The 11,775-nt window shown below is 62.6% G+C and carries 5 protein-coding genes; 1 reads left to right on the top strand and 4 read right to left on the bottom strand.

Translation table 11 applies throughout. The features are described 5' to 3' along the window. Positions 1 to 114 precede the first annotated feature (114 nt). From mdoH to pip, 4 genes are all read right to left on the bottom strand, one after another. A complete protein-coding gene (gene mdoH / locus ACOKS3_RS02010; RefSeq protein ID WP_103446012.1) occupies positions 115 to 2,688 on the bottom strand; it encodes a glucans biosynthesis glucosyltransferase MdoH in 2,574 nt (857 codons plus the stop codon). Next, a complete protein-coding gene (locus ACOKS3_RS02005; protein ID WP_422763425.1) occupies positions 2,681 to 4,417 on the bottom strand; it encodes a glucan biosynthesis protein G in 1,737 nt (578 codons plus the stop codon). Before ACOKS3_RS02005 ends, mdoH begins: the two co-directional genes overlap by 8 nt. A gap of 263 nt (positions 4,418 to 4,680) precedes the next feature. Then, a complete protein-coding gene (gene dtd, locus ACOKS3_RS02000; protein WP_422763424.1) occupies positions 4,681 to 5,118 on the bottom strand; it encodes a D-aminoacyl-tRNA deacylase in 438 nt (145 codons plus the stop codon). Beyond that, a complete protein-coding gene (gene pip / locus ACOKS3_RS01995) occupies positions 5,115 to 6,086 on the bottom strand; it encodes a prolyl aminopeptidase (protein WP_103446015.1) in 972 nt (323 codons plus the stop codon). The genes dtd and pip overlap by 4 nt, the downstream gene beginning before the upstream one ends. A 258-nt stretch (positions 6,087 to 6,344) precedes the next feature. Here pip and ACOKS3_RS01990 point away from each other — a divergent pair, with 258 nt between their 5' ends. Beyond that, positions 6,345 to 11,762, top strand: coding sequence for a dermonecrotic toxin domain-containing protein (locus ACOKS3_RS01990; RefSeq protein WP_422763423.1), 5,418 nt, complete (start codon positions 6,345 to 6,347; stop codon positions 11,760 to 11,762). Positions 11,763 to 11,775: the final 13 nt, after the last annotated feature.

The raw sequence follows: 11,775 nt of genomic DNA, 5'->3' as shown, positions 1-11,775 counted from the left end.
GCTAACGCATGGCGGCGCTCGGACCTAGAGCCGGGGGGGACTTTGTTGGCCAAAAAAAAAATCGCGGATAAATCCGCTCCTGCTTGGAGTGGGTTTATCCGCGATTGCGAGCTATCAGGCGCCGACGAGTGCCGGTTGGCCTTCATTCTCCGGATGCAGTGGCAGCAGCGGCGAATGCGGGTCGTTCTTGATGGAGGCACGCCACACATCGATCCACGCCGCATTGTGCTCGGCCCAGACCTGCTCGTGCAGGCGGCTCAAGGCGACCGGGTCGCTGAGCAAGGCCAGGCGGGTATTGAGGTCCAGCCCTTTCGGCCCGACCTCCAGCGCCTTGGCCACGCGCTCGGCACGCAGCGCCTCGATCGGCGCGGCCTGACCGTGACGGGCAGTGGCCATGGCACAGGCCAGGGCATTCTGCCGTGGGTCGACCACTGCACGCACGAAACCGTCATGCAGGGCATGCCAGCGGTTCTCGTGGGTGTACTGGTCGGTGGCCAGCAGCTCCTGCGGCGTGGCGTATTCCTCGGGGATGAGAAACAGCTTCTCGTCCTTGGCCGCCAGGCCCAGGCGCGTGCGGCTGGAGATGACCGATACCGGGATCGACAGCACCAGCGAGCCCACGATCGGCGCCAGCCACCACAGGAAGCTCGGGTTCAGCCAGGCCACCAGCCCAGCCCAGGCGAAGCCCAGCAAGGTCTGCGGACCATGGCGGCGCAGCGCCTCGCTCCACGGGGTGGAGTCGTCGTCACGCTGCGGCGAGTTCCAGGTCGCCGCCCAGCCGAGGAACGCGGCCAGCACGAAGCGGGTGTGGAAGATCATCCGTACCGGCGCCAGCAGCATGGAGAACAGCATCTCCATCAGCATCGACAGGGTGACCTTGATGCGCCCACCGAACTCGACGGCGCCCTTGGCCCAGATCAGGATGACGCTCAGCAGCTTGGGCAGGAACAGCAGCACGATGGTGGTGGAGAACAGCGCCACGGCTTTTTCCGGGTGCCACTGCGGCCACAGCGGGTAGAGCTGGTATGGCTCGATGAAGTACTGCGGTTCCATCAGGGTGTTGGTCGCCAGCAATGCCGTCGACAGCACCAGGAACAGGAACCACAGCGGCGCCGACAGGTACGACATCACGCCGGTGAGGAACACCGCACGGTGCACCGGGTGCATGCCCTTGACCAGGAACAGGCGGAAGTTCATCAGGTTGCCGTGGCACCAGCGGCGGTCGCGCTTGAGCTCGTCGAGCAGGTTCGGCGGCAATTCTTCGTAGCTGCCTGGCAGGTCATAGGCAATCCACACGCCCCAGCCGGCGCGGCGCATCAGCGCGGCTTCGACGAAGTCGTGGGAGAGAATGGCCCCGGCGAACGCACCCTTGCCCGGCAACGGCGCCAGGGCGCAGTGCTCGATGAACGGCTTCATGCGGATGATCGCATTGTGGCCCCAGTAGTGCGACTCGCCCAGCTGCCAGAAGTGCAGGCCGGCGGTGAACAACGGGCCATAGACGCGGGTGGCGAACTGCTGCATGCGCGCATACAGGGTGTCCATGCCCGAGGCTTTCGGCCCGGTCTGGATGATGCCGGCGTCCGGGTTGGCTTCCATCAGGCGCACCAGGCTGCTCAGGCATTCGCCGCTCATGACGCTGTCGGCGTCGAGCACGACCATGTACTTGTACTCGCCACCCCAGCGACGGCAGAAGTCGTCGAGGTTGCCGCTCTTGCGCTTCACGCGGCGACGGCGACGGCGGTAGAAGATGCGGCCGAAGCCCTTGGTTTCGCGGCACACGTCCAGCCAGGCCTGCTGCTCGGCCACGGCGATGTCGGTGTCGTTGGTGTCGCTGAGCACGAAGAAGTCGAAACGGTCGAGGTTGCCGCTGGCTGCCACCGACTCGAAGGTCGCCCGCAGGCCTGCGAACACGCGCGGCACGTCTTCGTTGCAGATCGGCATCACCAGCGCGGTACGCGCTTCGGGGGCAATCGGCTCGTTGCCGGCACTGCTACCCGAAATCTTGTATTTGTCACGCCCGGTGAGCAACTCGAGGAAGCCCATCAGCGCGGTCCAGAAGCCTGCCGAAACCCAGCAGAAGAGGATACCGAACAGCACCAGGATGGACGTCTGCAAGGCATACGGCCAGACCTGCACCACGGTGTCCCACAGCGGCTGGTTGACGATTTCGTCCAGGTCGACGAACGACCAGCCCTGGTACGGCAGGATGCCTTTCATGTACCAGCCGGCGACGATGGTCTGGCCGATCATGAGGGCGAGCAGGATGTAGCGGCGGATCGAACCGACCGTGCGCCAGCGCGCCGCTGGCAGCTCGCGCTTGGGCGGCTGCGGGGCGTTGGTACGGCCGGTCATGCGCCGCCACAGGCGGATCAGCACGTTGGTGCGCCATGGCTCGGGCACGACCTTGGTGCGCTTGATCGGCGGCGCGATCTTCAGGCACAGCCGGCCACTGCCGTCGACACCGAGCATTTCGGCGTCTTCCAGCTCGGCAGCGCTGCCCACGGTCAGGCGCGGGCCGACCGAGGCCTGCACGGCCTCGGTGATGCTGGCGGCAGGGTTGGCCGCCAGGCGTTGGTGCAGCTCACTGAACGAGGTGCAGCTGGCGAGTTCCGCGCGCTGCTCATCGCTCAGTGGGAGGTGGGCCAGGTATTCGCCAAGCGATTCCGGCCTTGCGCTTGAGTTACTCATCGGCAGGCAACTGATAGCTCCAGGTCTCGGTCAGCACTTTTTCAGTGGTGGCCGGGGTCCCGTTGGTGGGTGCCGCATCGGCGGCAGGTTGTTCGGCCTTGGCTGGTTCCGCCTTGGCGGCCTTCTCGTGCTTGGCGTGCTTGGCCGCTGCCTTCTCCTGCTTGATTTCAGCAGCAGGCTTGGCCGGCTCGACCGGCACGTCACGTACCAGCGCAGCGCGCATTTCGGTGGACTTGTTGGCTTCCTTGACCTTCAAGCGCAAGGTCAGGCGCCAGCCCTTGGTTTCCGGGTTATAGCGCAGATTGTTCTCGACCACCTCGGCATTGTCGCCAACGCTGATCTGGCTGCGCACCGGGGTGTCTTCCGGCAGGGCGGCAAGGGCCGGGCCAGCGAAGTCGACCAGGAAGGCGACGCTGCCGTCTGGCTGGCGGATCAGGTTGGATTGCTTGACATCACCGGTGGAGCGCAGGGTCTGCTTGACCCAGCCCAGGTCAGGGGCCTGGAACTGCTGCTCGTCGATGGTCCAGTGCAGGCGGTAGGCGTACTCGAACGGCTTGCCTGGCTCAGGTAGCTTTTCCGGGCTCCAGAAGGCAACGATGTTGTCGTTGGTCTCGTCGGCAGTCGGGATCTCGACCAGGTCGACGGTACCCTTGCCCCAGTCACCCTTCGGCTCGATCCAGGCGCTCGGGCGCTTCTGGTAGTTGTCGTCGAGGTCTTCGAAATCGCTGAAGGCGCGCTGACGCTGCATCAGGCCGAAACCACGCGGGTTCTCGACGCTGAAGTTGCTCACGGCCAGGTGTTTCGGGTTGTTCAGCGGGCGCCACAGCCACTCGCCGTTACCGGCGTGAATCGACAGGCCTTCGGAGTCATGCAGGGCCGGGCGATAGTTCAGCACCTTGGACGGCTGGTTGGGGCCAAACAGGAACATGCTGGTCAGCGGGGCGATACCCAGGCGGCTGACCTGGTCACGCAGGAATACCCGCGATTGCACGTCGACCACGGTGTCGGTGCCCGGGCGCAGGATCAGCTTGTAGGCGCCGGTGGAGCGTGGCGAATCCAGCAGGGCGTAGATCACCAGATGCTTGTCGGCCGGCTTGGGCTTCTCGACCCAGAACTCGGTGAAGCGCGGGAACTCTTCGCCCGACGGCAGCGCGGTGTCGATCGCCAGGCCACGGGCCGACAGGCCGTACACATGGCCCTTGCCGACCACGCGGAAATAGCTGGCCCCCAGCAGGGTCATGATCTCGTCCTGCTTGTCGGCCTTGTTGATCGGGTAGAGCACGCGGAAACCGGCGTAACCGAGGCTCTTGACGGTTTCCGGGTCGTGCGGCACGTCACCGAACTCGAAGCGGCTCGGGTCGTACTTGATTTCCTCGACCTTGGTGGCAGTGATCTCGTTGATCTTCACTGGGGTGTCGAAGTGCATGCCCTGATGGTAGAAGGACAGTTTGAACGGGGTCTTGTCCTTGGCCCACTCGGCCTTTTCCTGCAGGAAATGAATTTTCTGGTAGTCCGCGAACTTCATGTCGCGGAAGGCTGCCGGCAGGTTACTTTTCGGTGCTTCGTATTTCTGGCCGGCCAGATCCTTTGCCTTGGCTGCAACATCGTCAAGATTGAATGCCCACAGCTGGCCCGCGCTCATCAGGCCGACCAGTGCCACACTGGCCATCAGGGCCTTGCGCAGCCCGGTGCCGGGGATTCTTGATGCTTTTTGGGGACTAACAATCACGAGCAACCCTCGCCGAAAACAGATCATGAAACCAACGGCCAGCGAAAAATGCCGGGTTGGCGAGCACTGTTCGGACCCCATGAGGGCGTAATGATTCCCCAAACAGGTCCAGACAATGCTCGAGTCAGAGTGAAACGAACCTGCGAACGCAGGCTCACGCAGCGCGCGATTATCCAGCAGGATGCGTTACAACGCATCAGTGTGGACTAACTATTTATCGTACAAAACCCCTTGTTTTCCTATAAACAAAGGGTTTTTCGACCTCATATTTGTAACAAGAATGTCACTGGGCCATCATTGACCAGGTGCACCTGCATGTCCGCGCCGAAACGCCCGCTCGCCACATCGGCATGCTGGCCGCGCGCCTTGCTCAAAAGATAGTCGAACAATTCGGCCCCGAGCGCCGGAGGCGCGGCGGTCGAGAAGCTCGGGCGCATGCCGCTGCGGGTGTCAGCCGCCAGGGTGAACTGGGAGACCAGCAGCAGGCCGCCACCGACATCCTTGAGCGACAGGTTCATCTTGCCCTGATCGTCGCTGAACACCCGATAGTTCAGCAGCTTGTGCAACAGTTTATCGGCATGCTCACGGGTATCTTCAGGCTCGACGGCCACCAGCACCAGCAAACCCTGGTCAATGGCACCGACGATTTCCCCGCCGACCTCCACGCGTGCGCCATGCACGCGTTGCAGCAAACCCCTCATGCTTCTTCCAGCGGCAGGTCGAGCAGACGGCGGGCCATCTGATCGGCTGCACGCACCAGGGCATCGGTGATGCCTGGCTCGGAGGCGGCATGCCCAGCGTCGCGGATGACCTTCAGCTCACTGTTCGGCCAGGCCTGGTGCAGCGCCCAGGCGTTGTCCAATGGGCAGATCACGTCGTAGCGGCCATGCACGATCACCGCCGGCAGGTGAGCGATCTTCGGCATGTCGCGAATCAGCTGGTCGGGCTCCAGGAACGCATTGTTCATGAAGTAGTGGCATTCGATGCGGGCGATCGACAGCGCGCGCTGCGGCTCGGAGAAGCGGTCGACCACCAGCGGATTCGGGCGCAGCGTGGCGGTGCGGCCTTCCCAGGTGGACCAGGCCTTGGCCGCATGCATCTGGGCGATCTGGTCGTTGCCGGTCAGGCGCTTGTGGAAGGCCTTGACCAGGTCACCACGCTCTTCCGGCGGGATCGGCGCGATGTAGTCCTGCCAGTAGTCCGGGAACATGCGGCTGGCGCCTTCTTGGTAGAACCACTCGATTTCCTGCGGCCGGCACAGGAAGATGCCCCGCAGGATCAGGCCATGCACGCGCTCGGGGTAGGTCTGGGCGTAGGCCAGGGCCAGGGTCGAGCCCCAGGAACCGCCGAACAGCACCCATTTGTCGATGCCAAGGTGCTTGCGGATGCGCTCAAGGTCTTCGACCAGGTGCCAGGTAGTGTTGTTCTCCAGGCTCGCGTGCGGCGTGGAGCGGCCACAGCCGCGCTGGTCGAAGGTGATGATGCGGTACAGGTTGGGGTCGAAGTAGCAACGACTCTGGGCATCACAGCCCGCCCCCGGGCCACCGTGGATGAAGACCACAGGCAGACCTTCCGGCGAGCCGCTTTCATCCACATACAGCACATGCGGCGCTTCCACGGCGAGATCGTGCCGGGCGTAGGGTTTGATCTGCGGGTACAGGGTCTGCATTGCGCACTCCGTGTGAGGTTTGGTTCGGCCGTGGGCCATCATAAACCTGAATTGCGCCAAGAGCATGTGTCTGTGGCGAGATCATGTTATGCACGGCCGACAAGCCGGTCTGAATAGCATCCGGGCTTTCCCACCCGTGAGGCTCACATGATCGATTCGGCCAGACACCCCCTCCCCGACCCTTCTCACCCACAGACCCTTGTCGCCAGCAAGCTGCCCGCCTGGATTGCCAGTACTCAACCTGCCGAGCACAGGCACATGCGCCGCTCGGCAGGCCGGCGCAACCAGGCATTCGAACAGGCCTGTCAGCAGAGCCCCGAAGTCGCCCGTCAGCTGGTGAATGAATACGGCATACAGCGCGAGACCGAAGGCAAGCTGCAAGCCCTGCTGACTACCTTGCCGGCGCTGGAGCCGTTTGCCTCCAGGTTGCTGACCGAAGCCATTCACAAGCGGTTCGGCCAGAATCTGGATGTCACGGCAACCTATTTGATGAACGTCAGCAAAGCGGCCGCCTACAAGGAAGCGCTCGATGGCGATCCGTTCGTCACCAGCGACCGCGCCGTGAAGTTGGCTACCCAGTCATTACTGCATTGCGCCCTGCAAAACTTCGAAGCATTCGAGGCAGAGCCTGCCGGCCTGGAGATTGACGGCAACAAATCGCTGATCATCGACAGCAACCAGATCGGCATCATTTCATCCGGGGTCAAACAGCTGCCGATCGTTGCCGAAGACTTTGCGGCGATGGTCCGTGAACTGGATATCGGTGGTCAGTACCAGGCACTGATCGATGCGCTTCAGGCGCCTGCGGGCGGTCCTGACACCGCGTCGGCCTCCGAGATTTTCAGGAACGCCGAACAGGCCACCTTCCGCCTGCATGTCCATCAGGCTTACCTGCACGGTGCAATCGACAAGGCAAGCCACAGGACACTGCTCGAACTGGCCACCCACGGCGCGGCGGAGTATCAGGGGCAACCGGTACTCTGCTCGCGCATGAGGCTGCTGCAGGCCACGCTGACGGGCGCAGTGGTTTTGGGGATAGCCGCTCCCGGCGCCAGCGGTGCAGGGAAATTTCCGCCTCCCACTTTCCCATATGGGGGATGGCTGCTGATCTACCTGCCTGGCCTGCCAGAACCACTGACGATGCACACCTCCAGGGCCCAGGCCGAAGCGTTTCTGCTCAAGCAGCTACCAGCACTTCGCCGCTCGAAGCATCTGGTACCCGAACGCGACAGGGCTGGCTTTTTCGAAAGGCTGCGTGACACGCTGGAGCCCTATACCTGGAACGCGGCAAAAGGTTTCAAGGAACGCATGCCCGCCCCGGATGCCCGCGTTACCCTCCACGTGCAACCTTTTACCCAGCCTTTTATTGATGAACTGGTCGTCCAACGGCAGCAGCGCCTGCGCGACGATGGATTGTTCCATGCCGTGCCGACTGCGCTGGAGGACCAGAAGAGCAGCGCAAAACGCCTGGCATATTTCCAGTCGCTGGCCGTCGGCACCTTGAACATCGGCGCTTTCTTCATCCCTGGGTTGGCTCCCGTGATGCTCGGTCTGACCGTATTGCAACTCGGCCACGAGGTTTACGAAGGGCTGGCAAGCTGGGCGGACGGTGATCGTGAGCAGGCATTCGGCTATCTCATGGACGTGGTGGAAAATGCAGCGTTCGTCGCCGCGCTGGGAGCCGCTGGCGCGGCGAATGGCCGCCCGGCAGTCGAGCGGATTGGCGTGGAAACACCGTCGTTCATCGAAGCACTTGATAGCGTCGAACTGGCCGACGGCAGCCAGCGCCTCTGGCGACCCGACTTGCAAGCCTTTGCCCATGACATCGTGCTACCGGCCGACAGCAAGCCGGATAAATTCGGCTTGCACCATTACCAAGGTAAAACCTGGTTACCCATCGAAGACCACATCTATTCGGTTCGCCAGCCACCCGGTTCCGCTGACTATCATCTTCAGCCCGCCCAGCCCTCCCAGCGCTACCTCCCGGCGCTGCAGCACAACGGTGCCGGAGCCTGGCTGCTGCCACAGGACAACCCGGCCCGATGGCCAGAAATGCAGTTGTTCCGCCGCTCGGGCCACCTTGGTACGCGCTTTGATCAGCAGACAGCCGAGCATATCCTGCGCGTCAGCGGCACTGAGCCAGACGTGCTGCGGCGGGCTATCTGCAATAACCTGCGGCTGCCAGCATTGCTGGAAGACACCATGACGCGCTTCGACCTTGACCGTTCGCTCGAGCAATGGCCCGGCGACCGAGGCGCCGAATTCGAGAGGCGTTATCGCCAGTTACCTGCCAGTGAATGGCACTCGGGGCAAATCCTGGCGCAACGCTACCCGAACCTCCCAAAGCCGGCCATCGATGAGTTGCTGCACAACGCCACTCCCAAGGAATGGCTGGCGTTGTCCAAGGCCACGGTACCGGCTCGCATCGCCGAGGAAATACGAGCCTATCAGCAGCAGGTTCGCTTAAGCCGCGCCTATGAAGGGTTTTACCTGAATGGGCCGCGTAACTGGGACACTGATCGACTGGCGATGCATAGCCTCGAGCGCCTGCCGGGCTGGATTGCGGACAGCGCCATTGGCCTGGAGCAACATCAGAGCCCGTTCCAACTCGACAGCATCGGCGACCCACTCGCCACCACGCGCAAAACAATCTCGAGCGGGTATTCGGGTTACCTGGTCACGGACGCGGGCCAACAGCCCAGCGCGGCATTGCCTTCCATCTTTGCCGCACTGTACGAAGCCTTGAGCCCGGCTCAGCGCGCTGCATTGGGTATCGTCGATGCAGGCGAGTTGCGCAGGGCCATCCAGAAGGCGCCGTTCATTCCCCGAGAGACCGCGAAAAAAATACTCGGGATGCAGCCAACAAGGCCCGGCTATCGTCCCCCCATGCGCCTTGCCGATGGGCGCCTTGGCTACCCGCTGGGCGGCAGTCGCGCGCGAGCTGGTAGTGTTTCGCGGCATAACCTGCTTGCCCGAATCCGCCAGCTTGGCCAGGCGGTGCCACAACCCAGGCCCGCCGAACAGATACTGGCCACCCTGGAGAACCGATATCCGAGCCGAGCGCAGACTGACGAGCTGCTGCAGGAACTGAGCGAGCAGCACAGGCAGCTGCAAAGGCACCTCACCGACTGGCGTGACCTGGCCCTGTTGCTTCAGCGACCAGAGCCCGACGAATTCCAGCGCTTGTCGAATGCCATTTCCCAGTACTGGTATGACCGGGCATTCCTCAATGCCAACGAAAGCCCGGCCCCGCTTCGGCTGGAGCGGTTGTCGATGGCGGACTTCCCCCTGAACCTGCCTGAAAGCTTCACCAGCAGTGTCACCGAACTGGAACTTGTCGACACGTTCCCAGAGGATTTCGCAAGCTACAGTCAACATGCGCCACAACTGAACGGCCTGCTGCACCCGTTCGGCAACCTGCGCTCGCTGCAGGTCAGGCGTAGTTACCGGGCAGAGGCGCCACCGTCCCCGTTCCAGTTCAGCCTGCCACTGATCGCACAGCATCTGCCGCAGCTGGAAACGCTCGGCCTGATCAACCAGAACCTGTCCATTTCATCCACCGACATTGCCAGCCTGGCGGGGCTTAGCCATCTGCGCAGGCTGGATCTGAGCGGCAATCGCTTGTCCGAGCAGTACCCGCCCAGCTTCGACGAGTTGCGGCTGGACTCCCTGGGGCTCGACCGGATGACTCTGGATCATTGGCCTGAGGGGGTGGGCTATAACAGCGTGACGCAGATCCAGAACCTGTCGCTGCGCGACAACCGTATTACCCTGTTGCCTGATTTACTGCTCAGTGGCCGCGTCAACGTGGCTGAGCATGGGCATATCGATTTGCAGGGCAACAATATTCTCGACCAGCACCTGCTGCGTATCCTGCTGAGCGAGCAAGCACGCGCCACGCGCTTCCTGGTGGATCAGCCCAGCGAAGTCCAGCGTTACCTGGCCGAGCAACTGCAGTTACGTCAACAGTTGCAGGATTTCGTCGATAACTACGTCAATGCCTCAAGCTCCTCATCGATGTCGACCCAGGCCGTGCTGACATCTCGCACACGTATAGCCACGGCATTGAGCGAGTTCTGGCAGCATCAGGAAACAGGCACCACGCATTCCCCCTTACGCTTGACCAACGTGGTGCTCGAGCAAATGCCCGCCCGCTTGCCGGCGTTCTTCACCGAGCGGGTGCGCAATCTCGCACTGGAGAATGTGAGCGGCTCCACGGCACATCTGGATACCCTTCTCGCCCAATTTCCCCATGTGACACGCCTCACCATCGATGGCTATGTGAGTGCCCAGCAGAGCCTCCCTCGCGCCTTGCATCGCCTGCCACGCTTGACCGATCTGGCATTGCTCAATATCGGCCTCGACATTGACGACAACCTGCTCGATGGCTTGGCCAGCGTGGACGGCCTGCAGTCGCTGGACCTGGGCAGCAACCGAATGGGCATGGTGACCCATGCACCGGGAGCACTCAGGTCGCTGCGTCGGCTGGACCTGAACGACACGCAGCTGAGCCAGTGGCCGACTTGGGTCAATGACCTGCTGCCCCTGGAAATGCTGGACTTGAGCGATAACCAGCTGACCGCATTACCCGACTTCGTGCTTGCCAACCTCGACAGCGGGTTCCCGATCACTTCGATCCAGCTGTTCAACAACCCCATCAGCGATCAGACCTATCTGCGCGCCCGAGCGTCGTCAGACAGCCAGCACAGCTATACATTCGCGATGGACGTGCCGGACCACCTGACCGACTCATCGGACGACGCCATGGCATTGGGTCACTTTCACATCCCTCTGCTTGACACCGCAGGCGATCGGCCCGACCTCAATGACTGGCTGCTTGGCTCTACAAGCGAAAACGAGGCCATGAGGGACTGCTGGGAGCAACTTGAGGACGCAGGGGATTCGGCAAACCTGTTGGCCCTGGTGGGCCGCCTCCGGCAAGCGGCGCCCTATCAGAACGACGCGACACGCGTGGCTTTCAGCCAACGGGTGCGCCGGGTACTGGTCAAGGCGGTGGTGGACAGCGCTGACCGCGCGCTGCTCAACCATCAGGCCGGCGAGGCATTGCTCCAGCCTTCGGGTGACCAGACCTGCCACGACGGTGCGCTGCTGGTGTTTCAGGACATCGAACTGTTTATTGCCAACGAACGCTTACAGGTAGCCTCGGCAGACACGGAGGGTAACCTGTACCTGGAACTGCGGCGGTTGTACCGGCTGCATGCACTGGACGAAGTGGCAAAAAGCGAAGCAGGCATGCGCGACGTGGCGGAAGTACGGCTGACCTACCGACGAGAGTTGAATGACTCACTGCAACTCGGGCTCCCGAACGACCACCTGCTCTACGCGGTCAACGCCAGCCAGGACGAACTGATCTATGCCGAGCAGCAAGTGCAACGGGGCGAGCTCAGCGACGCTTTCCTCGATTTCGCAGCGGGCAATGAGCGCTGGGTACAACACCTGCGCCTCACCCACGCCACGCGCTTCGCACAGATCGAGCAAGACTACCAAGCACAAGTGCTGGCGATGCCGGAACAACACCCAGACACCCCCCTCGATCAACTCGGGACAGCGTTTGCTGCATTTGAAAGGAGCAGGCAAGCTCGCGAACGGCGCCTGATTCGCGAACTCACCTCATTCGCCGCCCCAGAACGCAAGCCGCGCTCCGCCAGCGAGTAACCCCTTGCCTGGC

Source organism: Pseudomonas sp. HS6-2, from assembly GCF_049325675.2.
Classification (GTDB): Bacteria; Pseudomonadota; Gammaproteobacteria; order Pseudomonadales; family Pseudomonadaceae; genus Aquipseudomonas; species Aquipseudomonas putida_N.
Note: the sequence above shows the minus strand (reverse complement) of the source record. Positions and strands in the feature narration are given on the sequence as shown.

Bases quoted from the DNA above. Each gene is read 5' to 3' on its own strand.
- mdoH (WP_103446012.1), bottom strand. From the start codon at position 2,688: ATGAGTAACTCAAGCGCAAGGCCGGAATCGCTTGGCGAATACCTGGCC.
- dtd (WP_422763424.1), bottom strand. From the start codon at position 5,118: ATGAGGGGTTTGCTGCAACGCGTGCATGGCGCACGCGTGGAGGTCGGC.
- pip (WP_103446015.1), bottom strand. From the start codon at position 6,086: ATGCAGACCCTGTACCCGCAGATCAAACCCTACGCCCGGCACGATCTC.
- ACOKS3_RS01990 (WP_422763423.1), top strand. From the start codon at position 6,345: ATGCGCCGCTCGGCAGGCCGGCGCAACCAGGCATTCGAACAGGCCTGT.